Raw genomic sequence first — 24,558 nt, forward strand, 5'->3', positions numbered from 1 at the left:
CCCCGACGCTCGGTGGTCCGTCTGCCCCGCACAACGAACGCGCTCCGGGGCCGGTTCCTGCCGCTCACGCGGGGGCATGTCGCGGGCGCTCGCGGGGAACATATGGCCAGGTCAGCCCCGCGTAGACGGCTTGGGCTGACGTGCTGAAATCGGGGGGTTCAGCGGCGATGACCACAAAACCAGCGGCAGTGCACGGCGTCTCACTGGCCACGTCCTTGGCGGTGGGGGCGTTCGTCCTCGCCGCCTGCGGCAGTAGTCCGGTGAGGCGGGACACGACCATGATGTCCGGAGCCGCGCCGGTCGCGACGGCGAGCGCTCAGTCGAAAGTCGCTTTCGACGACGCCGACGTGATGTTCGCGCAGATGATGATCGCGCACCACCAGGAAGCCATCCAGATGGCCGAGCTGGCCACGGCGCGGACCACATACGAGGAGACCAAAGAACTGGCGGAGAAGATCAAGTCCGGGCAGCAGCCGGAGATCGAGACCCTGCAGGGCTGGTTGAAGGAGTGGGGCAAGACCACGCCGATCAGCGAGGTGGGACACGAGGCGCCGGCCGGCATATCCGACGCGAACGTCAAGACACTCCTGGACTCCCGGGGCTCGGTCTTCGACAAGGAGTTCCTCACGATGATGATCGATCATCACGAGGAGGCGGTCGCCATGGCGCGGGTCGAGCGGAAGCACGGGAAGAGTTCGAAGGCGAAGAAGCTGGCCGACCGCATCATGAAGGTACAGCAGGCCCAGGTGACGCAGATGAAGAAACTTGTCGCCCGGATTCCATGACGCGAGGGTCTCGACCGGGCGGGAGGTCACGGGGCCGGCCGGCCTCGCGCCCGGGCGGGGAACGCTTTTCGGGGCGCACGACGACATGTCCGGATATGGCGAGACCTGAGCCTGCGGCACGGATGCCGCTGAACGTGATGGCCGGACCCGGCGCCCCGCCGACGGCCTCGACTACGGCGGCCTCAACGCCCTCCTCCGGTGACCTCACGGCCCGCCGCTGGGCCGACGCCGCGCGGGTGCGGCCGTTGGGGGGTCACTTCTCGCAGGTGAGGCGGGGCTCGGGGTCGTAGACGGTGTGGAAGCGTTGCTTGCGCATCACCTTGCCGTCCTTCTTGAAGATGCGCCACACGTCGATGGCGAAGCCCTCCGCCCCGCTCATGGGGATGCAGTCGGCCCCCTTCTCGGTGAGGGTCTCGATCGGCTTGACGTTGTAGCGGTCCGAGCTCTGCGACTCGATGTCATAGCGCTTGGTGCTCCAGAACTGCACGGTGACCGAGGTGTTCGTGTACGAGGTCTTGATCAGCACGCCGTAGCGGGAGTCGTTGCGCCAGCGGAAGTCCGGCTGGGGGTAGGAGACCGTGGACTCGCGCCCGGCCGGGTAGCGGGTGATGTAGTACTGGTGGGCCCGGTGCTGGACGTCCTGGAAGCCGCCGAAGAAGACGGCGTTGAACATGGTGGTGGCGAACTGGGAGACCCCGCCGCCGACGTCGTTGACGAACCGGTTGTTGAGGATCATCGGCGCCTCGACGAAGCCGCGGGCCTTGTCGCGCTTGCCGACCACGTCGTTGAGGGAGAACGTCTCACCGGGCTGCACCACGTAGCCGTCCACGATGTCGGCGATGGTGTGGATGTTGGTCACGCGGGGCGCGCAGCACGGGTACTGCGTGGTGAACGAGCTGACCTGCTCCGTGACGCCGAGCTTCGCCGCCTCGGCCGTGGTCACCCGGGGCTGCCGCGCCGTGGCGGGCAGGTCGACGCGGCGGCTGCCCGCCGCCACGGCCTCGGCGATGGCCGGGCCGAGCTTCTTGATGTCGGCGCCGTGGCCGGCCCGGGAGGGGACGACCTTCGGCTTGCCCTTGACGATCGTGAAGGAGGCGTCCTTGGGGGGCGTGATCAGCAGCGACTTGGCCATGTCCGCGGAGATCTTGCCGGCGTCGTACGACGGGCGCAGGCCGCCCTTGCCGTCGGCGACGAAGCGGAGACCGGCGGCCAGCTGCTCCCTGGACACGGTGGCCTGCTTGCCGCCGCTGGCCAGCGTGAGCGGGGACGCGATCGCGGTGCGCGCGGTGGAGGCGGCGACCTCCTTGACCTGGGCGGCGGTGAGAGCGGGAGGCGTCACCTGCAGCTTCAGCTCGACGGATCTGCGCCCGGCCGCGAAGGCCGCCCGCACCGCCTGGGCCGCCCCGTCGCGGTCCAGCGTGCGTCCGGGCTTGGGCAGGACCGTGCGCGGCTCCAGCCCCTGGTACCGGACGCCGCCCTGCACCGGCTTGGTGTCCACGCTCTTGGCCAGGTCGGCGAGCCCGGAGGCCAGCCGCTGCTCGTCCACGAGGACCCGGGGCGGGAGCTGCCGGCTGCCGAAGAGGGAGCGGGCGATGCCGGCCGGGGTGGCGGCCCCGGCCATCGCGGCCTCGATCGTGGCCCGGGCGTCGAAGTCCAGCCCCAGCTCGGCGGGCGTGAGCTGGACCCGCTTGCCGCCCGCGACCAGCGTCATCGGCTGCCGTACGCGCTGGGCCAGCTGCCGGTCGAGGTGCGAGCGGGCGCTCTCGGGCGCCAGCCCGCCGATGTCCACGCCGTCCACGCGCGTGCCCGGGGGGACCTTGCCGGCGAGCGAGATGGCGGGCACGGCGTAGCCGAGCACCGCGACCAGGACGACGGCGGCGGTGATGATGAGCACGCGCCGCGAGCGACGGGCGCTCACGACGGCACCAAGGTGTGCATGAGGCCCGGGTGCGGGCCGCCGGCCGGGGAGGTCCCGGATCCGGTAACTGTGATGTCCATTTGGTCTTGGATACGGCTGGCGACCCGTTCAGAGTTCTCCGCCGACCTGACCTGCAGTGATGCCCGGGGGTCGCGCATAGTGACGGAGTGTACTAGCAGATGTAGTAGGGAAGTCACCGCCGGACGACGGGGACCGGCTGGTCACGGCGGGCGGCCTCCGCCTTGACCCGCTTCCTCAGCTCCTTCGCGTGCCGGAGGAACGACCACGTACGGCCCACCGGACCGCCGGTCAGGCTCCAGTCCGTCAGCGCCCGCTCCACCTCGACCTCCAGCAGGTCGCCCGAGCCCGTCGTCGATCCCAGCAGCACCACGTTCTCCTGCCCCCCGGTCCCCGAGGACCAGTGGAACGTCAGGCACACCGGCCCCGGCGTGCCCGTCACCCCGGCGGGCAGCAGCACCTCGAACCCGCGACCCGTACGGACGACCGAGCGGGCACGCACCGTCACCGGCAGGCCGTCGGACACCATCGACACGACGGGGGCGCCGAGCCGCATGGCCCGCGCGGCGAAGGGCCGCCAGTCCACCGGCGGCGCCGACCGGCTCGGCAGCCGGGCCCCCGACGGCGCCAGGTCGGACCGGGGGAACCTCGTCCCGTTGGGGCAGGCCCGGGTGCGGGGCGCGGCGGAGAGGTCGCCCTCCGGCCACCAGGTGACGCGTTCGGGGGTCACCTCCACGTAGATGCGGGCGAAATACCAGGTCAGCCCCCTGAGCAGGAACAACGGCGCGTCGGCGAGCCCGCTCCCGGCCTTGGCCAGCGCCTCGCGGACGTACCGGTCGGTGTTGGCCTGAGGTCGGCGTCGCGTACGGCGGCCCGCCCCTGGACGAGCACCACGGGCGGCCGGTCGAGGCCGCTGCCCGCCGGGTCGGAGTACAGCAGCGCCACCCGCGGATCGCGGCGGGCGCGTTCGGCCTTGTCGGGGTAGGACAGGCCGGTCGTGACGTCGAGCGTCCCGTCCCTGCCGGCGTACGGCGTGACGGGCCAGGTCACCGGGCGGCCGGCCCGGGTCAGCGAGGTGTACTCGCACACGAACGAGCGCTCGAACACCTGCCGCACCTCCGCGGGCAGGACGCCGCCGAGCCGGGGAGCAGGTCTGGCTACGGATTCCACCTGATGTTGGGGTTGACGCCGCCGGTCCAGTTGAAGGTGGCCATGTTGTCCCACTGGTCGCCGGTGCCGTTGATGTTGGCCGGGTCCCAGCCGTTGCCCTGGATGGCGTACCAGGTCGGCTCCCAGTAGAAGACGCCGATCGCCCCGGCGCCGCGCGCGGTGTTCTGGACGGCGGTGAAGTTGCTCGCCTGCCCCGACCAGGTGGCCGGGTAGCCGGAGCACGGCGCCGAGCCGCCGATCACGTTCGGCTCGCTGTCGGCGTTGTTCGCGGTGAACGGATAGGCGGTCTCCGCCACGATGACGGGCTTGCCGTAACGGGTCCGGGCGTCGTTGATCACGCTGGACAGGGTGGACAGCGAGCCGTGCCACATGCAGTAGTACGACAGGGCGGTGAGGTCCCACGGCACGCCCTTGGCGCGGATCCCGTCGTAGAACCAGCGGGCGTTCGCGAGGCTGTCGGCGTCCGCGGTGTGAATGATCACCTGGGTGCCGCTGTTGCACGCCTTGGTGGCGTTGTAACCGGCCTTGAGCAGCAGGCTCAGGTTGGTGAAGTCGTTGTTGACGACCTTGCCGTCGTTCCAGAGCATGCCGACGTTGATCTCGTTGCCGATCTGCACGCTGTCCGGCGTGGTGCCCTGGGCCTTGAGGCTGTTGCAGACGTCGTACGTGTAGTTGTAGACGTCCGTCTGGAGCTGGGCGATGCCGTGACTGGCCCACGCCGCCGGCTTGAACTGCTTGCCCGGGTCGGCCCAGGTGTCCGAATAGTGGAAGTCGATCATCAGGCCGAGGCCCTTGGCCTTGACCGTCCTGGCGTAGGCCAGCACCTTCGCCTTGTTGTTGTAGCCGCTCGCCGGGTTGTTCCAGATGCGCAGCCGGACGTAGTTCACCCCGGCGCCGGTGAGGATGTCCAGCGGGTCGGCGGCCGTCCCTGAAGCGTTGTAGTACTTGGCCCCCAGGTCCAGGCTCCGCTGGAGCGAGGAGACGTCGGCGCCGCGCATGCTCAGCGTGGCGGCCCGGGCGGGCGTGGCCGGTGCGAGCGCGATCAGCGCCGCGAGTGTCAGCAGGAGAGTGACCCGGAGCCTTCGTAAGTGGTACGTGGTCATGATCGGTCCCGTTGATAGAGCCGAAATCCGGACTGTGTGTGTACGTTCACGGACGCATGTGGCAACGAGCTACCTGAAAAATGCGCCTTTGGGGGGCGAAATCGGCCTTACGCGTACTGTGAACGTTCACAGACTGCTTGAGCATGAGGATAAAGAAGAATCCGGCACTCGGGAAGAGCGAGTTTTCCGGCATCCGGGAATCGTTGTTCCGCGCTCCGGGCGGCCGAGCCACCATCTTCACACCGGCCGCCGCACCACGAAGGAGTCGCCGTGTCGAGCATTCCCCGAGATCAGTGGTACGTCGCCGCGTACGGGCGCGAGATCGGCCAGGAGCTGTTCACCCGCACCATATGCGGCGAGTCCATCCTGTTCTGGCGCACCCGCGCCGGGACCGTCACCGCCATGTCCGACCGCTGCGTGCACCGCCGGTTCCCGCTGTCGCAGCCTCCCAGCCGGCTCGTCGACGACCAGGTGGTCTGCGGCTACCACGGCTTCACCTACGGCGCCGACGGCGGCTGCGTCGCCGTCCCCGGCCAGACCAGGGTGCCGCGCACCGCCCGGTTGAAGAGCTACCCGGTCGTCGAGCAGGACTCCTTCGTCTGGGTCTGGATCGGCGACCCCGCCCGGGCCGACGCGGCCCGCATCCCGCGCGCGCCCTGGCTGGACTCGCCCGCGTACACGACGGTGTCGGGGATGGAGCCGCTCCAGGCGCGGTTCGGGCTGCTGGTGGACAACCTCATGGACCTGTCGCACGAGACGTACCTGCACGGCGGGTACATCGGCACCCCCGAGGTGGCCGCCACCCCGATCACCACCACGGTGGACGAGGAGGCCGGGATCGTCCACGTCAGCCGCCACATGGACGACGCCGAATGCCCGCCGTTCTACGCCAAGTCCACCGGGCTGACCGGCCGCATCATGCGCTGGCAGGACATCGAGTACACCCCGCCGTGCCTGTACAAGCTGCACTCGCGCATCGCCCCGCTCGGCGTGCTGCCCAACGCCGACGGCAGCGACCCGGACGCCTTCCACGTCGAGGTCGTGTACGCGATCACGCCCGAGACCGAGCACTCCACGCACGACTTCTGGGCGGTGGCCCGCGACTTCGCCCTGGACGACCAGGACGTGTCCGACTTCCTGGCCGAACAGAACCGCACGGTGGTGCTGCAGGACGTGACCGCGCTCGACGTGCTGGAACAGGTGATCGCGACCGAGCCGGCGGGCTACCAGGAGCTGTCGATCAACATCGACACGGGCGGGCTGGCGGCCCGGCGCATGCTGGCCGGACTGGCGGGGCAGGGCGCCCCGGCCCGGCAGGCGTGACGAGCATGGAGTCCGGACGCCTGCCCGCCCGGCGTGGGCTGCTCCGCGTGGTGTGGCTGCCGGGGAGCGATCTGCTCGAGGGCACGTGCCACTGCGGCGCCGTGCACGTCGCCGAAGGGCCCGTCGAGGTCTGGCAATGGCTCCTCGGCCACCCGACCGGCCACGACGCCCCCACCGACCCGGCGCCCCCGGACGCTCCCACCGGCATGGCGCACCCCGGCGCGCTCACCGGCAGGGCCGACCCGGGCGCTCCCGCCGGGACCGCGCCCTCTGACGCGCTGTCGGGGACGGGAGCCGCCCGATGAGCACGGAACGCACGTCGCCTTCAGGCGCGGTGGCCGTCGAGGGCACGCCGGCTACGGGCGGCCCGATGGGCGGCGAGCGCAAGCTGGTCGTGCATGCCCGCGAGCCGGTCGCCGACGGGGTCGTCGCCCTCGACCTGCGCGACCCGGCAGGCGCCGAGCTGCCCGCGTGGGAGCCCGGCGCGCACATCGACCTCGTGCTCGGCGGCGACCGCGTCCGCCAGTACTCGCTCTGCGGCGACCCGGCCGACCGCACGGCCTGGCGCGTCGCCGTGCTGCGCGAGCCGGACGGCCGGGGCGGCTCGGCGTACGTGCACGAGGACCTCCACGCGGGCACGACGGTCCTCGCCCGGGGCCCGCGCAACCACTTCCCGCTCCACCCGGCGCCCCGCTACCTGTTCGTCGCCGGAGGCATCGGCATCACCCCCATCCTGCCGATGCTGCGGGCCGCCGACGCCGCCGGCGCCCACTGGCACCTCGCCTACGGCGGCCGTACGGCGGGCTCGATGGCGTTCGCCCGCGACCTCGAAGCCGCGCACGCAGACCGGGTGGAGCTGCGCCCGCAGGACGAGCATGGCCTGCTCGACCTCGACGCCCTCCTGGCGGGGGCCACGCCGGACACCCTCGTGTACTGCTGCGGCCCTGCCCCGCTGCTGGAGGCCGTCGAGCGCCGCTGCGCGGACCGGCCACCCGGCACGCTGCACGTGGAGCGCTTCGAGCCCAAGGAGGCGGCCGACCCCGTACGGACGGAGTCCTTCGAGATCGAACTGGCCGTCACGGGCGTCACCCTCACCGTGCCCCCGGACCGCTCGATCCTCGACGTCGTGCTGGAGGCCGGCGTACAGGTCCTATCCTCGTGCCATGAGGGGACCTGCGGCACCTGCGAGACCGCGGTGCTGGCCGGCGCGGTCGACCACCGCGACTCCCTCCTCACCTCCGAGGAGCGGGCGGTGAACGACACCATGTTCGTCTGCGTCTCCCGCGCCGCCTGCCCCAAGCTGGTCCTCGAACTCTGACCAGGGAGCCGCCGATGCCGATCCCAGCCCCCAGGCAAACGACCGAGCGCACCGGCCCGGTCGTGGCCCGCGCGCTGCAGATCCTCGGCGCGTTCACGCCCGACCGGCGCTCGCTCACCCTCAGCGAGCTGTCCAGGCACGCCCGCCTGCCGGTCTCCACGGTGCACCGGCTGGCCGCGGAGCTGCTGGCCTGGGGCGCGCTCGAACGGGATCCGGCCGGGAGCTACCACATCGGCCTGCGGCTGTGGGAGATCGGCTCGCTCGCCCCCCGCGGACTGGGCCTGCGCGAGGCCGCTCTGCCGTACCTGGAGGACCTGTCCCAGGTCACCCGCGAGAACGTGCAGCTGGCCGTCAGGGAGGGCACCGAGGTGGTGTTCGTCGAACGAATCGCCGGGAGCAAGGCCGTCCCGGTGCTGACCAGGGTCGGCGGCCGTTTCGCGCTCACGGCCACGGGGGTCGGGCTCGTGCTGCTCGCGTACGCCCCCGCCGAGGTGCAGGAGCAGGTCGTGGCGGGCCCCATGACCCGCTACACCGAACGGACCATGACCACCCCGCGGCAGATCCGCGCCGCGCTCGCCGACACCCGCGCCCGCGGCTACGCCGTCAGCGACCGGCAGGTCACCATGGACGCCCTGTCGGTCGCGGCGCCGATCCACGACGCCCGGGGCGACGTGGTGGCCGCGGTGTCCCTCGTGGTCCACCACGGCAGCACGTCTCCCCACGCCCTCGCCCCGCTCCTGCGCACCAGCGCCCGCGCCATCTCCCGCGCGCTGCCGCCGTCCACCCTCGGCTCGTGACGGGCCCGGTCAGCCGAGGCGGGCCAGTTCTTCCGCGCTGAGCTCCAGGTCGGCGGCGGCGATGGAGTCGAGGATCGTCTCCGGCCGGCTGGCGCCGGGGATGGGGATGACGACCGGGCTGCGGGCCAGCTCCCAGGCCAGGCAGACCTGCTGGGGGGACACGCCGCGCGCCTCGGCGATCTCGGTGAAGGCGTCCCTCTTGCTCAGCTCCCCGGTACGGCCGATGCCGCCCAGCGGCGACCAGGGCAGGAACGCCAGGCCGAGCTCGGCGCAGACGTCGATCTCGGGCTCGCTGGAGCGGAAGCGCGGAGAATACTCGTTCTGCACGCTCACCAGGCGCTCGCCGAGGATGTCGTGGGCGAGCCTGATCTGCTCGGGGTCGGCGTTCGAGATGCCGGCCATCTGGATCTTGCCGGCGTCGTGCAGGTCCTTCAGCGCGCCGATGGTCTCCGCGTACGGCACCTTCGGGTCGGGCCGGTGGTGCTGGTAGAGGCCGATGCTCTCCACGCCGAGGGCCTTGAGCGAGCGCTCGCAGGCCTCCTTGAGGTACGACGGGTCGCCGTTCACGGACCAGCCGCCGCCGGGGATGCGGGTGTGGCCGCCCTTGGTCGCGACGAGCACCGCGCCGGCGTCGCCGCCCCAGTGCGCCAGGGCGCGGGCGACCAGGCGCTCGTTGTGGCCGACGTCGTCGTGCGAAGGCGTGTAGGCGTCGGCCGTGTCGATCAGGGTGACACCGGCCTCCAGGGCCGCGACAAGAGTGCGGATCGACTGGTCCTCGTCGGGCATGTGCCCGGCCACAGACATGGGCATGGCGCCGAGCCCGACGGCCCCGACCTGGCGGTTTCCGATGGTTCGCGTTCGCATGGCGTTGTGCATGGGTCCACCCTGCCCGCTGGAGCGCACTCCAGGTCAACTCTCACGCCTGGGGCGTCCAGCGCATGGCCAGGAGCAGGGTGTCGTCGCTGTGCAGCACCTCGCGGCGCATCACCCGTACGAGGGTGTCGGTCAGCTCGTCGACCGGCAGCTCCCGATGCCGGCCCGCCAGCTCGGCCAGCTCGTCCAGCCCCGCGTTGAGGTCGCGCCGGGCCTCCACCAGCCCGTCGGTGTAGAAGAGCACCAGCGTGCCGGGCCCCAGCCGCCGCTCGGCCACGTGGTCGCTGCCCGGGTCCGGGTAGCCGAGGCCGCGCCCCCACGCCTCCAGGTACGTCGCCGGCTCGCCGGGCGCCACGATCAGCGGTGGCGGGTGGCCGCCGGTGGCCACCCGGAGCACCCCGGTACGGGGGTCGAAGCGGGCCACCAGTACGGTTCCCGCCAGATCGGGATAGACCGGCTGCAGGATGGCCGCGGCGCGCTCCACCACGTTCTCCAGCGGCAGCCCGGCCAGGGAGAGCACGCGGACGGCGTGGATGATGTTGAGCGCGGCACGGGTGCTGGCCACGCCGTGGCCGGCCGCGTCCACCACGACGACGTGCAGCTCGCCGCCCGGCATGACCACCACGTCGTAGAGGTCGCCGCCCGTCGGCGCGTCGTCCTCGGAGGAGGAGTAGTAGACCGCGAGCCGCGCCTGCTCCACGTGCGGGATCGGCGGGCGCAGGGCGTCCTCCAGCTCGCGGAAGATCGCCCGGTGGGCCCGCCTGAGCCGTTCGTCGCGCTCCTCCAGCTCCGCGACCAGGGCCAGCACGTCCTGACGGGCGTCGGCCAGCTCGTCCTCCAGCATGCGGATCCGCCGCGTCGGCGGTACGCGCTGCTCGATCACCAGGCCCCCTGTCGCCTCCGTGTACGTAGCAGTCGCGGGCCAGCTCGCTCACCGCCGTAATCAGCTTAATCCGGGAGGACGGGCCGGAGCCGCCTTCCGGGGCCGCGGCGCGTACGGCGTGCCGCGCGGCGAAGCAGACGCCTTGCGACAATGCGGCAATAAGCGCATTTGTCGGGCCGGATCCGCCCTATGATCCTGATGATCGACTCCGTGAGGAAGGGCACCCGTGGGCGAGAAGTCGGATGAGTGGAAGAGTGCGATCGACACGACCAGGCCCAGCATCGCCAGGGCCTATGACGTCGTCCTGCACGGCAAGGACAACTTCGAGGTCGATCGCGCTTTCGTCGCGGAGATCGTCAAGGTCATCCCGGAGATCTACGACGTGGCGGCCTACAACCGCCAGATCTTGGACCGCGGCGTCCGATTCATGATCGACCAGGGCATCACGCAGTTCCTCGACCTCGGCTCGGGGCTGCCGACCGTGGAGAACACCCACCAGGTCGCGCAGCGCGCGAACCCGGAGGCACGCGTGGTCTACGTCGACAACGACCCGATGGTGCTGGCCCACGGCAGGGCGCTCCTGGCGGAGAACGAGCGCACCGCGGTGGTCACGTCGGACCTGCGTGACCCGGCGGCGATCCTCAGTGACGAGGCCGTCAAGCGGCTCATCGATTTCAGCCGGCCGGTCGGCGTGATGCTGGTCGGCATCCTGCACCACCTGCACGACGACGAGGACCCGCAGGGGATCGTCGAGGCGTACATGGCCGCCGTCCCGCCGGGCAGCCACCTCTTCATCACCCACTTCTGCGACTCGAGCCAGGAGTCCCGCGACGCGGAGAAGCAGTACCTCGCGCTCCTCGGCACCGGCAGGTTCCGCACCGTCGCGGAGATCACCGCCTTCTTCCAGGGGTTCGAGCTGGTGGAGCCGGGTGTCGTGCCGCTGCCGTTGTGGCGCCCGGAGGCGGACGTCCCCGAGGAGCTGACCGTGGGCCAGCGCCTCATGTTCGGCGGCATCGCCCGTAAGCCCTGACCATGTCGTCGCGCCGGGGCACCGAGTTGAGCCGGGCGGCCATGGATCGGGCCCGGCGGCAGGGCGCGGCTCCCGAGCTGATGTACGTGGTGGACCTGCCCGGGTACGAGGTGGCCGAGCAGTCGGTGGGCGTGATCAACGACGAGGGTTTCGGGGCGGTCTACATCTCGCCCGACGGCAAGCATGTGGAGTTGCGGGTCGACCGCGGGCCGTACGTTCGCGCGGCGGCGTCCGAGCGCGACGGCGGCGGCTGGTACACCGTGAACGGGGACGACCAGGAGTACGTCGCCGTGCGCAAGGACCACCACGTCCGGCTGATCTGCCCGGTCGGCCAGGTGGACCGGGCGGTGCTGAAGCAGGCCGCGCAGGGCGCCCGCCCGGCGACCGGCACCGGCCCACCCGCCCCCTTGCCGCCGGCCCCGGTGGAGCGCGGCGATCTGCCCCCGAACGGGGAGGCCCCCGTCCAGCGAACGGGACCCGGCGGCTGAGAGCGGGGGCCCAGGGCCCCCGCTCCCGCGGTCACTTCACGAGGTAGGCGTCGGAGAGGATCTGCTGGACGGAGTTGCCGTCCTTGTCCTGCGCCTCCACCTTGATCGAGATGCTGCCGGGGCCCTTGGGGTTGAGCACCAGCACCTTGTCACCGGGCAGCACCGTGGCCCTGGTCCAGTGCGCGCCCTTGTCACCGGAGATCCAGGCTCCCCGCAGCGACGGCGAGCGCCCGCCCTCGGTCTTGACGGTGAAGGCGAACGGCCGACCGCCCTGGACCGTGTCGTTCTCCGGCAGCCCGAGCTCGTACCGCAGCCGGATCAGCGGCACCTGGGCGCAGGGCTGCTTGTCCTCCCACAGCACGGAGTCCAGGCAGGGATAAGGGTTGCTGTCGCCCGTGGGGCGGGCGGAGCGGAACGTCCAGCTGGTCTCGACGCCGGTGCCGGAGTGCTTCCCGGGGAACGCGTCCTTCCACGAGCTCGTCAGCCGGTACGTGCCGGACCCGGCGGGGACGCTGTAGTAGGGCACGCCCAGGTCGTCGTACTGCGGCTTGACCTCGGCGGCGCCGCTGAACAGCTTGATCTCCTCGGTCCCCGGCGCGCCCTGGTACATGTGGGTCGGGTCGGAGGCGTCGGAGTAGTAGCCGAAGCCGACCTGGCTGAGCGCGCGCAGCCGCAGCCGGTCGCCCTGGCGGCAGCCGTCGCAGTAGATGACGGGGCTGATCCAGTCCGGCAGGCCGGGGCCGGCCGCGAACTGCGAGGGCATGATGGCCTCGTTCCAGTCCTCCCGCTCCTTGGCGCCGCCGGTGAAGCCGCGGGCGGAGGAGGCGAAGCGCGCGCCGCCCGAGGTGGGGTCGAAGAAGACGAACTCACGCTCCCACAGCACGTCCCGCCCGGGCGCGTTGTAGTACTCGGTCCTGGCCGTGGGCCCGGCGAAGGCGTGCGAGCCGCGGATGCTGAAGCGCTGCTCGGGGATGTAGGTGTGGTTGACCTCGGTGAAGTTCGTGTACGGCCCCCACGTGCCGGGCTGGGGGGCGAACTGGGCGTGGTAGGTGGTGTCGATCTCGGTGAGCTCGCGCGCCTTCGGGGCGAAGTTCAGGCGGCCCGCCGTAGTGCCCTTCAGGTAGTAGGCCAGCTTGTACTCGTACGGGGTGGTCGGCGTGACGCGCAGCGCGGCGCTCGGGTACGGCTTGCGGGTCAGGGCCTTGCCGAGCCGGTCCGCCTCGCCGCTGTCGATCCACAGCACGGGGATCTTGTTGTGGTCCGCGAAGTTCGAGGCGCTGAGCAGCCAGGCGAACCGGTCGCTGGTGACCACGCCCGCGGCCCCCACCTTGATCGCCAGGTCCAGGTCGGCCGTGAAGAGCTCCAGCGAGTCCCTGGCCGGGAGGTAGACGAGCTTGCCGCGCGCGTCCGCGCCGCCGCGCAGGTCGTCGCCCGTGGTCAGGCTCAGGCGCCGGTCGGCGGCGAACTTCGGCACCAGCGGGTCGTGCTCGCTGACGTAGTGCGGGTTGAGCCGGAGCCCCGGCACGGCCAGCTCCACCTCGGGCGCGCGGCGGACCTGGTCGAACAGCACCGTGGAGGTGCCCACCGTGGGCGCCTTCCGCACCGGCGTGACCCAGAACCTGCCCCGGTTGACCGGCTCGTAGCTCAGCAGCGACGCGCCCCCGTACATCTGGCCCGAGGCGGTCGTGCGGACGACCATCACGTTCATGAACACCGGCTCCGACGCTCGCGGCGTGCTCACCTGGATCGGCTCGACGTCGGTGGCGTCCAGGGTCAGCGTGGTGTCGCCGTCGAGCTTGATCTCGGGGGCGAGCAGCAGGGCATTCTGGATCTGCCGGTCCGGCCTGGTGTACCACCAGGGCATGTCGCCGATGGAGTAGACGCCGCCGTGGGCGAGCTTGAGCTCGGTCTCCACCGTGCCGGGCGTGTCGGTGGTCCGCCAGTTGTCGGTGGCGATGGTCATCGGCTCGCCTTGGAGCAGCGGGTCGGTGTCGCTGACCCGGAGGGCGGACAGGATCCCCGGGTTGAGCGTCCACTCCGGCTTTCCGACCAGCCTGACGCGCAGGGTGTCCAGCTTCGCACCCTTGTGCAGGGCGATCGGCGCGGTCAGCCGGGTGGTGCCCGCGGTGGCCGTCAGGCGGCCCTCGTACCAGCCGGGGTCGCCGAGCGTGGGCTCGATGGTGAGGTCCGCGCTCGCGGTGCCGCCCGCGGGGACGGTCAGCGACGACGGGGTGAGCGTGGCCATCCCGGCGGGCGGCTGGGCGTCACCACGCTTCAGCGTCATCGACAGGGCCAGTGTGACGGGCTCCTTGCCGGTGTTGCGGAAGGTCACCTTCCGGCTCAGCGTCTGGCCGGTGTACGGGTCGGTGAACCCCGCGTGCACCGTCGCCAGGTCGTCGAAGACCTGCTGGGTGACGGCCTGCCCGATGTCCAGCCGGCCCGAGCCCTGGTCGTAGACCGTGGCGTCGATCGGCTTCGCGGTGCCCGTCAGCGCGGTCTTGAGCTGCTCGGGCGTCCAGTCGGGGTGCTGGGCGGCGAGGATGCCCGCGGAGGCGGCCACGTGCGGCGAGGCCATCGAGGTGCCGGACGCCGCGGTGTAGTTGTCGTCGACCGGGCCGCCGCCCGGGACGCTGCTGCCCTCGCCCAGCGAGGTGCCCGCCGCGCGCGCCGCGATGATGTTCACGCCGGGCGCGGTGATCTCCGGCTTGATCGCGAAGTCCTCGCTCAGGCGCGGGCCGCGGCTGGAGAACGAAGCGATCTTGTCGGCCGAGTCCACGGCGCCGACGGTGAGCGCCGAGGTTGCCGCGCCGGGGGAGGCGATGGTGTAGCGGCCGGGGCCCGAGTTGCCCGCCGCGACCACGAACAGCGTGCCGTACTGGGCGGTCAGCTCGTTGGCCGCCTGGCTCAGCGGGTCGGTGCCGTCGGTCGGGCTCTGGCTGCCCAGGCTCATGTTGACCACTCGTACGCGCTCGGTGGCCGCCTGCCACTGCATCGCCGCGATGATCTCGGAGTTGTTGCCGCTGCCCGTGTCGTCCAGGGCCTTGGCGATGGTCAGCTTGGCGCCGGGGGCGACGCCCTTGTACCTGCCGTTCGAGGCGGCGCCGCTGCCGGCGATGATGGACGCCACGTGGGTGCCGTGCCCGACCCGGTCGGTGACCTCGTCGGGGTTGCCGCCGCCCGGCTTGCCGGCCGGGACGAAGTTGCGGGACGCGACGATCCTGTCCTGCAGGTCGGGATGCGCCAGGTCGATGCCGCTGTCGATGACGCCGACCTTGGCGCCCGTGCCGTCGTAGCCGGCCGCCCAGGCCGTCGGGGCGCCGATCTGCGGGTTGCTGCGGTCGTCGAGCGCCTTGACCTTGCCGTCGAGCCACACCTTGCGCAGGCCGCTCGTCAGGGCCCTGGCGTCGTTGCGGGCGCCTCCCAGAGACTGCCAGAACGCGGCGGCCTGCTTCTTGTCCACCTTGATCGCGGCGCCGTCGATGCTCTCCAGCACCGTCGGCTCCGTGCCGCCCTTCAGAGACCTGGCCTTGCCCGCCAGGTCGGCGGCCTTGGTCTGCGGCTGGTACTGGACGATGAGCGGCAGCTGCGCGGTCTTCGCGTCGCCGTAGCCGTTGGCCGCCAGATAGTCGACGTTGAACAGCTCCTTGTCCAGCAGGCCCCTGCTGACGTAAGGGGCGGCGTCAGCGGGGATCACGTAGTAGCCGTGGTCGTCCTGCTGGGCCTGGTACGTCCGCGCCTCCTGTCCCTCGACGGGCTCCAGCGTGGCCGAGGCGCGGCCCGCGGCGTCCTTCGCGTAGGTGACGGTGTCCCCGGTGATCAGCGTGATCCTGACCGGCGGCAGGCCGGTCACCGGCGCGTTCGCCCCCGTGGTCGTGCTCGTGGCCGTGGTCGTGACGCTCGCCGCGGTGGCCGTCTCCGGCACCGCGGCGAGCGGCACGGCGAGTAAGGACGCGAATAAGGCCACGAGTCTGCGGCGCCGGGGGGTGGACAGCATACGCACACCTTTCTCCAGACCTGGGAAACACCGGAGATCGTTTCCTCGCTGACCTAATCTGGGAATCAGTCAGGGCACAAGTCCGCCGAACGGGCCAAAACCCGCCAGGTGGCGGTAACCCGCCATGCCTGGCGGCGGGAGAAAGGGCGTCGCCGATGCTCAAAGCGATCGGCCTGTCACCGGCCGAGAGCCGCCTGTACGCGACGCTCGTCGAGAACCCGCGATCATCCGCCGCCGAACTCGCCACGCACTGCGGCGTCTCGACCCCCCTGGCGGCGCGCACGCTGGCGGCCTTCGCCCGGCGCGGCCTGGCCAGCAGGCTGCCGGGGCGCCGCGCCCGTTACGTCGCCGTCGCCCCCGACATCGCCTTCAGGCCGCTGCTCACCCGGCAGGAGGAGGAGCTCCACCAGGTGCGCACGGCCATCCACGAGCTCACCACGTCGTTCCACCTGGCCTCCCGCTACGCGGCGCACCCGGCCGAGCAGGTCGAGGTCGTCACGGGGACCGACAACATCATCAGCAGGGCGTACGCGCTCCAGGACAGCGCGCAGACCATGTTCCGCAACATCGACAAGCCCCCGTACGTCATGCGCGGCCACGCCGACAACGTCGAGCGCGAGCGGCGCATGCTCAGGTCGGGCATCGACTACCGCAGCGTGTACGACCTGGAGTCGCTGGCGCTGCCCGGCAAGTTACGGCTCGTCCAGGACTCCATGGCCCACGGCGAGAAGGCCCGCGTGGTCGCCGGGGCGGCGGCCAAGATGTGGATCGCCGACGACGCGCTCGCGCTCATCCCCATCCGCAACGGGGCCTACTCCATCGACGCGGCGTTCATCCTGCACCGGTCCGCGCTGCTCGACGCGCTGATCGCGCTGTTCGAGCTCGAGTGGCAGCGGGGGTTCCCGCTGCGCGGGGCGCCCCGGCCCGCCGCCGGCCCCGGAGAGCCCGACGAGCTGACCCGGGATCTGCTCGCGCTGCTCGCGGGCGGCCTGACGGACGAGGCCATCGCACGGGCGCTGGGGCTCGGGCTGCGTACGGTTCAGCGCCGCATCCACGCCGTCATGCAGGAGCTGAACGCCATCACCCGCTTCCAGGCGGGGCTGGCCGCCCGGGAGCGCGGCTGGATCTAGACCCGGTCGTCACGCGTCCGGCCGGGTCAGGGTGAAGACCGACGCCCGCGACTGCGGGTAGAAGTCTGCCGGCAGCGGGCCCGCCTCCCGCCACCCGAGCTTGCGGTAGAGGCCGGCGGCAGGTGCGCCGGGGTTGGTGATGAGCCAGGCGGAGGGCAGGTCGGCGGTCATCCGGCCGAGCAGCCGCGCGCCGATGCCCTGGCCCTGGTGGTCCGGGTGGACGAAGAGCTCGGCGACCTCGAAGGCGCCGCGGGTCAGCGTGGTCGTGGCGGGCAGGCCGAACGCCGTGACGAGGGCGTCATAGACGGGGCTGCCGCTCAGGTCGTCCGGGGTCGGCCAGCCGTAGCAGACGCCGGTGAGCCGGCCGGCGCCGTCGCTCGCGGTCAGCGCGGCGAAACCCGGTTTGGCGGCGCCCGCGGCGAGCTTGGCGGGATAGCGGCCGAGCTGCTCGGGGGTCTCCGACCACGGCGGGGCGGCGTAGCAGCGCTGGTAGAGGTCGATGATCTGGGCGGAGATCGCGGTGATGCCAGGTCCGTCGTGATGCATGCACGCAGCCTAATTGCGAATAGTTCGCAAGAGCAATAGTTGTGCAGTTTGTTACCGGGCCGCGCACACGTCCTGGTACGGCACGTCCCCGAGGTAGCGGTCCCATTCGGCGGGCGTGAGCGTGCGCCCGGCCCGCGCGCACACCTTCCCGAGCATCAGCGCGTCGCCGACGGGCACCTCGCGCACGGCCCCGTCCTCCATGCCGTCCTGCATGCCGACGTACAGGACGCTCCCGTCGGCGCCGAAGGCCATGGACGAGGGGGCGAAGTCCCCGACCCGGTACGAGCTGCCGAGCCGGCGCTTGGACGGGACGTCCCAGAGTTCGAGCACGCCCTGGTCGGTGGCCGTGGCGAGGGTCCTGCCGTCCGGCGAGAAGACCATTTCGGCGCTGGCGCCGGCGGCGCGGGGCAGGACGGGACGCAGCGGGGTCGGGCCCTTGACGTCCCACAGCCCGATCCGGTGCGTGGCGGATTCCTGGACGGCCAGGAGCCCGTCACGGCTGACGGCCAGCGCGCCGGCGTCGCCGAGCCCGGGGCCGACGGCCTTGCCGGTCATCACGTCGACGAGCCTGCCGTCGGCCGAGACGAACACCTGCCGTCCCGGAAGGAAGGGGCCGACGCTCAGCCGGGTCTTGTACGCGGCCACCACGCGGCCGTCGGAGGCGTCCAGCACGACCACGCTCATCAACGGACTCTCGCCCAGCAGGAGGGTGATGGCGATCCTGCGCCCGTCGGGGGTGAAGTCGACGTACGCCGGCTGGTAGTCGCCGTCGCCCACCCGCTTGGACCAGAGTTTGCTCCTCGTCGCCAGGTCCCACAGGGTGATCGTGCGGTCCATGTCGGCGACGGCCAGCCGGGTGCCGGCGTCGTCCATGCCCTGGACGGCGCCCTCCTCCCTGACATGTATGCGCCCTGCCTCCTTACGCGTCCGCAGGTCGAACACGCTCAGCTCGGCACCGTTCGTCCAGGACACCGCCCAGTGGGCGTCGGGGCTGAGCATCGGGGTGTCGGGCAGGGTGACGGACGGGGTGCGCGGCGCGAGGTCCACGCTGATGACGGTGTCGTCGACGAGGTAGCGCAGCGTCCTGCCGTCGGGGTCGAATCGGACGTCGCCGAACTCGCCCTCGGCGCGGTAGCGCAGGACGGTCCGCTGGTCGCTGATGCGCATGACCTCCAGGTCGCGGCCGTGGAAGCCGGCGAGGTAGCGCCCGTCGGCGCTGAACCGGAGCCGCGCGGAGTCATGGCAGATCTCACAGTTCAGCGTCTCCTTCAGCTTGTGCTCGCGCCCGGTGACGGCGTCCACGAGGACGATGTCGCCCGCGACGTCGGCGCAGGCCAGGGTCTTGCCGTCCGCGCTGTACGCCGCCAGCACGTGGTTCCTCACGCAGGCGGGGAAGGGGCGCTCGGCGGTCCAGCCGGGCAGGGCGATCTGGTCGAACCGGTAGCCGGGCAGCAGCAGGTGCCTGCCCGTCGGATCCACGAGCGGCGCGGGAGTCTGCGCCCTCGTCCGGTCCGCATAGACCAGCCGGCCGAACTGCCTGCCGGTGGTCACGTCGATGAGGAAAGGGACGTCGTCGGCCATGGTGACCACGAGCGTCGTCTCGTGCTCGCCGAACACGACGCCGAAGCCGCCGTTCCCGGTCGCCGCGAGCGATCGCCTCACCAGCGTCCGGCCCGTCTTCAGGTCCCAGACGCCGAGCTCGTCCGAGGTGGTCTGGGCGAGCAGGCGACCGCTGCGGCTGAGCGCGGGGCCCTGGGTGATCGTGCCGTTCAAGGTCATGCCGGGCCAGCTCGCCGTCCGCCTGCCGGTGCGCACGTCGTACACGTTGACGCCGCCCTCGCTGAAGCTGACCAGTGTGCGCCCGTCGCGGCTCAGCGCCCGCCGGCCCGCGCCCTTGACCGGCGGGTCCTGGAAGGCCGCCGTCTCCTGCTGCTGGAGCGAGCCCATCAGGCTGGAGCGGGCCTCCGGTTGCGGCGAGACCCGGTACGCGGCCACGCTGAGCAGCATCGCGAGGCCCGGGTCGGCGGTGCGCATGCGGTCGGCCTCGGCCGCCACCTGCTTGGCGGTCAGGATGTCGAGCCGCTCGACGGCCTGCCCGCGCTGCCACACGGCCAGCCCGCCCGCCACCAGCGCCACCGCCAGCAGCCCCGCCAGCGCCGTCGTGACCAGCGTCCTGCGCCGGGCGCGCCTCCTGGTCAGGTCGGTGCCCGCACGCAGGAAGTCGCGCTCGAACGGGGTCAGCGTCAGGTGCCTGCGGCCGGTCGCCGCCCAGCTCAGCGCCTGCTCCAGGCGGCTGCCCTGCAGCACGTCGCCGTCGCGCCTGCCGTGCTCCTCCCAGTGCCGCGCCGCCCCGTTGATCTGGTCCAGCATCGCCAGCCCGGCGCGCTCGGCCTCCATCCACGTGCGCAGGCGCGGCCAGGCCCGCAGCAGGCCGGGACGCGCCAGCGCCACCGACCCGTCCCTGGTGGTGACCACGTACGAGAACGCCTCCAGGATCCGCCGGACGGCCGCCGCCTCGTGTTCCGGCCGGCCGCCGAACAGCTCCTCGCGGCCGGCCCGCCGCAGCGTCTCCTGGCCGTCGGCGTTCACCCCGACCAGCCGCAGGAACACCTCGGCCGCCAGGTCGCGCGCCTCCGGGCCGAGCGAGCCGTAGGCGTCCTCGGCGATCGCGCCCAGCGCGGGGTCGTCCCGGTCGGGCACCCGCATCCCCTCGGCGCGGCGGCTGCCGGCCGCCAGCAGCCCGCCCACGTCGGACCCGTCGCCGCTGACCAGCGCCAGCAGCAGGTCGCGGGCGGACGGCCGGGCCCGCGGATCCTTCTCCAGCGCGGCCTCGATCAGCGTGGCCAGCCCAGAGGGCAGCGCGCTCAGGTCGGGGTGGTGCGTCAGCACGCGGTGCATGACGCCGCCCAGGTTCTCGCCGCCGAACGGGTCCTGCCCGCCGGCCGCGAACACCATGATCGCGCCCCACGCGAAGACGTCGGCCGCCGTTCCCGCCCGCTGCCCGGTCAGCACCTCGGGCGCCATGTAGCCGGGCGTCCCCGCCAGCTCGCCGGTCCTGGTCAGCGACATCTCCGCCGTCCTGGCGATGCCGAAGTCGATCACACGTGGCCCGTCCGGGCCGAGCAGCACGTTGTCCGGCTTCAGGTCGCGGTGGACGACGCCCGCCTCGTGGATCGCGGTGAGCGCCGTGGCCACCGCCGTCGCCAGCCGGTGCAGGTCGTCGCCGGTGAAGCGGCGCCCCTCCCGTACGGCCTCGCGCAGGCTCGGACCCGGCACGTACTCCGAGACCAGGTACGGTTTGCCGCCGTCGAGATCGGCCGCCAGCAGCCGGGCGGTGCAGAACGAGGCCACCCGCTCCGCCGCGGCCGCCTCCTTGGCGAAGCGCCCGCGGTCTCCCGACGCGTGCAGCACCTTCACCGCCACCCGCCGGCCGTCGGGGTCGTAGGCGTCGTACACGACCCCCTGACCGCCCGCGCCGAGCCGCCCGGCCAGCCAGTAGTCCCCGATCCGCTGCGGATCCCCCGCGATCAGCGCCTCCACGGCGGATTAGATGCCCCCGGATCCGTCAAAGTTGCGGCGGGCACGCCGGCAGTCCGGCCTGCGCGTATCGTCGGTCCGTGATTTTGATGTGGGTCGCCGACGCTGTACCGGCGCTGGCCGCGGTCTCACTGACGGCGGCCACGTCGTTCCGCCCGCGGCTCAGGGCGCGCCTGCCCGCGCTGACGCTCCTGGCCGCGGCCGTCTCCCTGGCCGTCACGCTCGCCCACGTCGTGGGCGCGGTGGAGGCGGTGCCGGGCGCCGACGCGCTGGGGATGGCCGAGGGCCTGGCGCTCGCGGCGCTGGCCGGCCTGGTCGTCCGGTACGCGCCGCCCCGGCGGGCGGCCCCGGCCGCGTCGGCGGCGGGCCTGGCCGCGGCCGTCTGGCTGCTGCGGTTCTTCTTGCCGGTCTCGTTGCTGGAAGCGGTGGGCGCGTGCGCGTTCTGGGGCCTGGGCGCGCTCCTGGCCGCCGCCGTGGGCGGCTACCTGCGCTTCCTCGACGTACGGCAGGCACGCGCGACGGCCGACGCCCGGACCGCGCTGCGGCTGCGGCTGGCCCGGGACCTGCACGACTTCGTCGCCCACGACATCAGCGAGATGCTGGCGCACGCCCAGGCGGGCATGGTGGCGGGCGATCCGCTGCACGCCCTCGAACGCGTCGAGGCGGCCGGCCAGCGTGCCCTGTCGATGCTGGACCGGACCCTGGACACGCTGCACCACGACCGGCCGCTCACTCCGGCGGGCGATCTCGACGGGATCCGCGCCGCCGCCGAGCGCTTCTCCGCGGCGGGCCCCGCCGAGGTCCGCCTGCGCATGGAACCGCCGCCGGAGGTGCCCGCGAACACCGGCGCCCTGGCCTACCGGATCGTGATCGAGGGGCTGACCAACGTGCGGCGGCACGCGCCTCGGGCGGCCCGGGTCGACCTCGCCGTGACAGCGGGGTCCGGCGCGCTCGAGATCACCATGACCAACGACGGCGTGGCGGGTACGCGGGGCGGCCGGCGAGGCGGGTCCGGTCTGCCCGCGCTGGCCGCGCTCGTCGGGGAGCAGGGCGGCGACCTGGTGGCGCGGGCCGTACCGGACGGGTGGTCGCTGACCGCGCGGCTGCCGCTGGCACAATCGCCGGGGTGGCCATCCGCATCCTCATCGCCGACGACCAGGAAGGCATCCGTGCCGCCTTCCGGCTGATCCTCGACGCCCAGCCCGACATGACCGTCGTGGCCGAGGCCGCCGACGGCCGGGCCGCGATCGAGACCGCGAGGGCGATCGAGCCCGACGTCGTGCTCGCCGACATCCGCATGCCCGGGGCCGACGGCATCGAGGTGGCCCGCGCCCTGGCCGGCACCGGCATCCACGTCGTGATCGTCACCACGTTCGGGCTGGACGAGTACGTCGACGCGGCGCTGCGGCACGGCGCCTCCGGGTTCGTCCTCAAGCGCTCCGGCCCCGCGCTGCTCGTCGAGGCCATCCGGGCCGCGATGAACGGCGACATGCTCATCAGCCCCCAGCTCACCGTCCGGCTGCTCCGGCAGCGCGACCTGCCCGAGACACCCACCGGGACGCCCCACGTCGTCCTCACCGAGCGCGAGGACGAGATCGTGGCGATGGTGGCGCAGGGCAGGACCAACGCCGAGATCGCCGCGGAGCTCTTCCTCGCGCCCGGCACGGTCAAGAACCACATCGCCGCGATCCAGCGCAAGATCGAGGCCAGAAACCGGGTCGCCATCGCCGCGTGGGCCTGGGCCACCGGCCGGGCCGAGCCGTGATCCCTCAGGGCGAGTCGAGGCTGTGCCACTGCCGTAAGGCGTCGAGGTGCTCCGGCCTGCCGACGGCGGCGAGGTTGGAGCGGTAGAGGCCGATCGCGTGCGGGTCGTCGAGCTCGGCCCGCGTGCACGGCCGCAGGACGTTGTCCAGCTCGTCGATCACGAAGACCCAGGGGTAGCGGGCGAAGACGAGGTCGAGCAGCTCGCCCGCGGCGCAGCCGCAGTTCTCCTGGAGCTCGGGATGCACCTCGAACAGCAGCGCAGGCAGCGCGGTCAGGGTCTCGGCCGCGCCCCGCAGCACGAAGCCCTCGTACCCCTCGACGTCGATCTTGATGAGGTCGGGCGGGCCGAGCCCGCCGTCGGCGAGATAGGCGTCGATCGAGGTCATGGGCATGGTGAGGGTGCCCGCGGCGGTCCCGACGTTCGCCGCGGCGGCCGAGTGCTTGCCCGTCTGCTCGCCCGACAGGTGCACGGTCAGCCGGCCCGGTGCCGCCCCCACGGCCACGGGCTCGATGGTCACGCGGCCGGCGAGATCGTTGCGCTCCACGTTGCGCCGCAGGTAGCCGACGTTCTCCGGCACCGGCTCGAAGGCGATCAGGCTGCCGTCCTCGGGCAGGCGCGCCGCGCCGGTGCAGGTGTAGACGCCGATGTTCGCCCCCACGTCGAGGACGGAACGGCTGATCGAGGCCAGCCGCTCGAAGACGCCGACCTCGAACTCCTCGTAGTACCCCGCCGAGACCGAGGGCATGATCGTGGCGTCCCACGCCGGGCCGGTCAGCACGACGCCCCGGTAATGCGCCTCGGCGTCGCGCTCCCCGGTGGCCACGCCCAGCCGGAACACCGTGTGGTAGAGCCGGTTGACCAGGGGGAAGCGCCGGATGCTGCGACCGCGTAAGAGCCTGCGGGTCAGGGGGCTCCGGTTCGCCGCCCTGGCCGCCCGCATCACCCGGACGGCGAGCCCCTGCCGTAGCCGCTTGATCGAGGTGACCATGAAAGGGATTCTGCTCGAATGGCGGCCACATACACGAGAAATTCGCAGTAAATGCTGATTGTCAGGGACGTGGGAGGAGAATCCGGTATTCGTCGGGCAGCTGGGCCGTCACGTCGGCGTACTCCTCGCCGGCGATCGACTCGCGCATCGTGGCGAAGACCGCCTTGGCGTGCTCGCGAGCCCGCTCAGGGGAGACGCCCTCGCGCGCGCCGATCCGGCGGACGAACTCCTCCAGCGGCAGGTGCGCCTCCCGGCCGGGACCCGCGCCCACCCCCCGCTTGAGCGGCGCGTGCAGCTGGACGGGCAGCTGGCTGACCAGGTCCTCGACCTTGCCCGGGGCGATGTGCTCGGCGAGCGTCTCCAGCGCCGCCTCGGTGGCCCGGCGCGCGCCCGCGTAGTCGAGCCCGGCCCGTTCCGCGACTCCGGCCAGGAACTCCCTGGTCGGCACGATCTCGACGTACCGGCGCTCGGCCTCCGCGACCAGGGTCTCGAAGTCGTCGGGGAGATCGGCCGCCATGTCGGCGAACTCCTCGGGGCTCACGGCCTGCCCCATCGCCCAGAAGACGGCGCGGGCGTGCCGCCCGGCCGTCTCGACGTCGACCCCGGCGCGCTCGGCCACCCGCCGCAGGAACTCCTCGACGCCGAAGGTCTCGGGATCCCGTTCGGTGTAGAGCCAGGGCATCGCCTCCGGGGGCAGCTCCCTGAGCAGGTCGCGGCTCTCGTCCTTCGGGAGCCGTTCGGAGAGCGTACGAAGCGTGGCCTGCACGGCGCGTTCGGCGGCCTGGGGTCCCGCCCCGGTCTGCTGCTCCACGATCTTGAGCAACTGGTCGTAGTACATTGCCGCTCCCCGCGCCGAGCCTGTCGCGTTCCGCCTGCTCAGCTACCCCGGAAA

The 24,558-nt window shown here is 72.2% G+C and carries 21 protein-coding genes; 10 read left to right on the top strand and 11 right to left on the bottom strand.

What is annotated here, in order from left to right:
- Nucleotides 1-167: 167 nt before the first annotated feature.
- Nucleotides 168-785, top strand: a complete 618-nt coding sequence (locus ACIBI9_RS37255; protein ID WP_397229270.1) for a DUF305 domain-containing protein — start codon at nucleotides 168-170, stop codon at nucleotides 783-785.
- Between the two features lie 253 nt (nucleotides 786-1,038).
- Here the strand turns inward: ACIBI9_RS37255 and ACIBI9_RS37260 are convergent, their stop codons facing one another.
- The 4 genes from ACIBI9_RS37260 to ACIBI9_RS37275 form a co-directional block, all read right to left on the bottom strand.
- Nucleotides 1,039-2,703, bottom strand: a complete 1,665-nt coding sequence (locus tag ACIBI9_RS37260; RefSeq protein WP_397229272.1) for a VanW family protein — start codon at nucleotides 2,701-2,703, stop codon at nucleotides 1,039-1,041.
- Nucleotides 2,704-2,896: 193 nt separating this feature from the next.
- Nucleotides 2,897-3,502 carry a hypothetical protein gene (locus ACIBI9_RS37265; RefSeq protein WP_397229274.1) on the bottom strand — a complete coding sequence of 202 codons (606 nt, stop codon included), beginning with the start codon at nucleotides 3,500-3,502 and terminating at the stop codon, nucleotides 2,897-2,899.
- Complete coding sequence (locus ACIBI9_RS37270; protein WP_397229276.1) at nucleotides 3,481-3,891, bottom strand: pyridoxamine 5'-phosphate oxidase family protein; 411 nt, start codon at nucleotides 3,889-3,891, stop codon at nucleotides 3,481-3,483. Before ACIBI9_RS37270 ends, ACIBI9_RS37265 begins: the two co-directional genes overlap by 22 nt.
- Entirely contained in the window at nucleotides 3,879-4,994 is a 1,116-nt protein-coding gene (locus ACIBI9_RS37275) for an arabinogalactan endo-beta-1,4-galactanase (protein ID WP_397229277.1), read from the bottom strand. Before ACIBI9_RS37275 ends, ACIBI9_RS37270 begins: the two co-directional genes overlap by 13 nt.
- A gap of 270 nt (nucleotides 4,995-5,264) precedes the next feature.
- Here ACIBI9_RS37275 and ACIBI9_RS37280 point away from each other — a divergent pair, with 270 nt between their 5' ends.
- Genes ACIBI9_RS37280 through ACIBI9_RS37295 form a run of 4 tightly spaced genes read left to right on the top strand, consistent with a single transcriptional unit; the run spans nucleotide 5,265 to nucleotide 8,432 of the window.
- Nucleotides 5,265-6,317 carry a Rieske 2Fe-2S domain-containing protein gene (locus ACIBI9_RS37280; RefSeq protein WP_397229278.1) on the top strand — a complete coding sequence of 351 codons (1,053 nt, stop codon included), beginning with the start codon at nucleotides 5,265-5,267 and terminating at the stop codon, nucleotides 6,315-6,317.
- A gap of 5 nt (nucleotides 6,318-6,322) precedes the next feature.
- On the top strand, nucleotides 6,323-6,622 hold the full coding sequence (locus ACIBI9_RS37285; protein ID WP_397229279.1) for a hypothetical protein: 300 nt from the start codon (nucleotides 6,323-6,325) through the stop codon (nucleotides 6,620-6,622).
- Entirely contained in the window at nucleotides 6,619-7,635 is a 1,017-nt protein-coding gene (locus tag ACIBI9_RS37290) for a PDR/VanB family oxidoreductase (RefSeq protein WP_397229280.1), read from the top strand. The genes ACIBI9_RS37285 and ACIBI9_RS37290 overlap by 4 nt, the downstream gene beginning before the upstream one ends.
- 14 nt (nucleotides 7,636-7,649) lie before the next feature.
- Nucleotides 7,650-8,432 (top strand): IclR family transcriptional regulator, encoded by a 783-nt coding sequence (locus ACIBI9_RS37295; protein WP_397229281.1) that lies wholly within the window; start codon nucleotides 7,650-7,652, stop codon nucleotides 8,430-8,432.
- Between the two features lie 9 nt (nucleotides 8,433-8,441).
- On the opposite strand, the gene ACIBI9_RS37300 is transcribed toward ACIBI9_RS37295, so the two are convergent.
- Complete coding sequence (locus ACIBI9_RS37300) at nucleotides 8,442-9,296, bottom strand: aldo/keto reductase (protein WP_397229282.1); 855 nt, start codon at nucleotides 9,294-9,296, stop codon at nucleotides 8,442-8,444.
- 52 nt (nucleotides 9,297-9,348) lie between these two features.
- Nucleotides 9,349-10,188: a PP2C family protein-serine/threonine phosphatase gene (locus tag ACIBI9_RS37305; protein WP_397229283.1), complete on the bottom strand. Its 840-nt coding sequence runs from the start codon at nucleotides 10,186-10,188 to the stop codon at nucleotides 9,349-9,351.
- A gap of 226 nt (nucleotides 10,189-10,414) precedes the next feature.
- Between ACIBI9_RS37305 and ACIBI9_RS37310 the strand changes: the two genes are divergently transcribed.
- Both ACIBI9_RS37310 and ACIBI9_RS37315 read left to right on the top strand, forming a co-directional pair.
- The gene (locus ACIBI9_RS37310) at nucleotides 10,415-11,218 is read left to right on the top strand and encodes an SAM-dependent methyltransferase (protein WP_397229285.1); all 804 of its coding nucleotides are present in this window, start codon (nucleotides 10,415-10,417) and stop codon (nucleotides 11,216-11,218) included.
- A 2-nt stretch (nucleotides 11,219-11,220) separates the two neighbouring features.
- A complete protein-coding gene (locus ACIBI9_RS37315; RefSeq protein WP_397229287.1) occupies nucleotides 11,221-11,706 on the top strand; it encodes a hypothetical protein in 486 nt (161 codons plus the stop codon).
- A gap of 31 nt (nucleotides 11,707-11,737) precedes the next feature.
- On the opposite strand, the gene ACIBI9_RS37320 is transcribed toward ACIBI9_RS37315, so the two are convergent.
- The gene (locus ACIBI9_RS37320; RefSeq protein WP_397229289.1) at nucleotides 11,738-15,700 is read right to left on the bottom strand and encodes a S8 family peptidase; all 3,963 of its coding nucleotides are present in this window, start codon (nucleotides 15,698-15,700) and stop codon (nucleotides 11,738-11,740) included.
- Between the two features lie 155 nt (nucleotides 15,701-15,855).
- Here ACIBI9_RS37320 and ACIBI9_RS37325 point away from each other — a divergent pair, with 155 nt between their 5' ends.
- Nucleotides 15,856-16,830, top strand: coding sequence for a helix-turn-helix domain-containing protein (locus ACIBI9_RS37325; RefSeq protein ID WP_397229291.1), 975 nt, complete (start codon nucleotides 15,856-15,858; stop codon nucleotides 16,828-16,830).
- 9 nt (nucleotides 16,831-16,839) lie between these two features.
- Here the strand turns inward: ACIBI9_RS37325 and ACIBI9_RS37330 are convergent, their stop codons facing one another.
- Both ACIBI9_RS37330 and ACIBI9_RS37335 read right to left on the bottom strand, forming a co-directional pair.
- On the bottom strand, nucleotides 16,840-17,376 hold the full coding sequence (locus ACIBI9_RS37330; protein WP_397229293.1) for a GNAT family N-acetyltransferase: 537 nt from the start codon (nucleotides 17,374-17,376) through the stop codon (nucleotides 16,840-16,842).
- Between the two features lie 51 nt (nucleotides 17,377-17,427).
- Nucleotides 17,428-20,916: a protein kinase gene (locus ACIBI9_RS37335; protein ID WP_397229295.1), complete on the bottom strand. Its 3,489-nt coding sequence runs from the start codon at nucleotides 20,914-20,916 to the stop codon at nucleotides 17,428-17,430.
- 77 nt (nucleotides 20,917-20,993) lie between these two features.
- Here ACIBI9_RS37335 and ACIBI9_RS37340 point away from each other — a divergent pair, with 77 nt between their 5' ends.
- Nucleotides 20,994-22,100, top strand: coding sequence for a sensor histidine kinase (locus tag ACIBI9_RS37340; RefSeq protein WP_397229297.1), 1,107 nt, complete (start codon nucleotides 20,994-20,996; stop codon nucleotides 22,098-22,100).
- Entirely contained in the window at nucleotides 22,040-22,678 is a 639-nt protein-coding gene (locus ACIBI9_RS37345; protein WP_397229299.1) for a response regulator, read from the top strand. Before ACIBI9_RS37340 ends, ACIBI9_RS37345 begins: the two co-directional genes overlap by 61 nt.
- 4 nt (nucleotides 22,679-22,682) lie before the next feature.
- Here the strand turns inward: ACIBI9_RS37345 and ACIBI9_RS37350 are convergent, their stop codons facing one another.
- Complete coding sequence (locus ACIBI9_RS37350; RefSeq protein WP_397229301.1) at nucleotides 22,683-23,666, bottom strand: FkbM family methyltransferase; 984 nt, start codon at nucleotides 23,664-23,666, stop codon at nucleotides 22,683-22,685.
- 61 nt (nucleotides 23,667-23,727) lie between these two features.
- A complete protein-coding gene (locus tag ACIBI9_RS37355) occupies nucleotides 23,728-24,504 on the bottom strand; it encodes a DUF2267 domain-containing protein (RefSeq protein WP_397229303.1) in 777 nt (258 codons plus the stop codon).
- Nucleotides 24,505-24,558 lie beyond the last annotated feature (54 nt).

This window comes from Nonomuraea sp. NPDC050451, from assembly GCF_044458585.1.

Bases quoted from the DNA above. Each gene is read 5' to 3' on its own strand.
- ACIBI9_RS37275 (WP_397229277.1), bottom strand. From the start codon at position 4,994: ATGACCACGTACCACTTACGAAGGCTCCGGGTCACTCTCCTGCTGACA.
- ACIBI9_RS37355 (WP_397229303.1), bottom strand. From the start codon at position 24,504: ATGTACTACGACCAGTTGCTCAAGATCGTGGAGCAGCAGACCGGGGCG.
- ACIBI9_RS37295 (WP_397229281.1), top strand. From the start codon at position 7,650: ATGCCGATCCCAGCCCCCAGGCAAACGACCGAGCGCACCGGCCCGGTC.
- ACIBI9_RS37285 (WP_397229279.1), top strand. From the start codon at position 6,323: ATGGAGTCCGGACGCCTGCCCGCCCGGCGTGGGCTGCTCCGCGTGGTG.
- ACIBI9_RS37290 (WP_397229280.1), top strand. From the start codon at position 6,619: ATGAGCACGGAACGCACGTCGCCTTCAGGCGCGGTGGCCGTCGAGGGC.
- ACIBI9_RS37315 (WP_397229287.1), top strand. From the start codon at position 11,221: ATGTCGTCGCGCCGGGGCACCGAGTTGAGCCGGGCGGCCATGGATCGG.
- ACIBI9_RS37255 (WP_397229270.1), top strand. From the start codon at position 168: ATGACCACAAAACCAGCGGCAGTGCACGGCGTCTCACTGGCCACGTCC.
- ACIBI9_RS37320 (WP_397229289.1), bottom strand. From the start codon at position 15,700: ATGCTGTCCACCCCCCGGCGCCGCAGACTCGTGGCCTTATTCGCGTCC.
- ACIBI9_RS37350 (WP_397229301.1), bottom strand. From the start codon at position 23,666: ATGGTCACCTCGATCAAGCGGCTACGGCAGGGGCTCGCCGTCCGGGTG.
- ACIBI9_RS37325 (WP_397229291.1), top strand. From the start codon at position 15,856: ATGCTCAAAGCGATCGGCCTGTCACCGGCCGAGAGCCGCCTGTACGCG.
- ACIBI9_RS37330 (WP_397229293.1), bottom strand. From the start codon at position 17,376: ATGCATCACGACGGACCTGGCATCACCGCGATCTCCGCCCAGATCATC.
- ACIBI9_RS37300 (WP_397229282.1), bottom strand. From the start codon at position 9,296: ATGCGAACGCGAACCATCGGAAACCGCCAGGTCGGGGCCGTCGGGCTC.